At 65.6% G+C, this 462-nt stretch carries 1 protein-coding gene; it reads left to right on the forward strand.

Annotated elements, in window-relative coordinates; all coding sequences use genetic code 11:
• On the forward strand, positions 1-462 hold a 462-nt coding region (locus tag G3I78_RS48160), incomplete at both ends, for a relaxase domain-containing protein (RefSeq protein WP_239158480.1).

Consider the following 462-nt stretch of genomic DNA (forward strand, 5'->3'; position numbering starts at 1 on the left):
CTAGTGATGATCTTGAAAATCGCCTACTCTCAGTACCGATGTTGTCGATCAGTGCAGGCTCAGATCCCGGCTACCTGACCAAGACGGTCGGTGCCGGTACCGAGCATTACTACCTGCGCTCGATCGGGCTGCAGGGCGAACCACCCGGCTACTGGACCGGCGACGGGATCGCGGACCTGGGCCTGTCCGGCGAGGTCTCCAACGAGGTCTTCGAGGACCTCTACACCGACTTCATCGACCCGCGGAAGCGCGACGAGATGTACGCCCGGCTGGCAGCGATTCCGCACGCGGAGGGCAGCGAGGAGTACGCCGCCGCGGAGAAGGCGATCCGCAAGGACTGCCGTCTGGGCGAGGCGCCGCGCAACTACGAGAAGGCGTACGAGAAGCGGCTGGCCACGAACCTGGAGAAGGCCGAGGCGCGGGCGCCCATGGGCGTGTTGAGCCCCGAGCAGGTCAAGGCGA

The organism is Streptomyces sp. SID13726 (assembly GCF_010548375.1).
GTDB lineage: Bacteria > Actinomycetota > Actinomycetes > Streptomycetales > Streptomycetaceae > Streptomyces.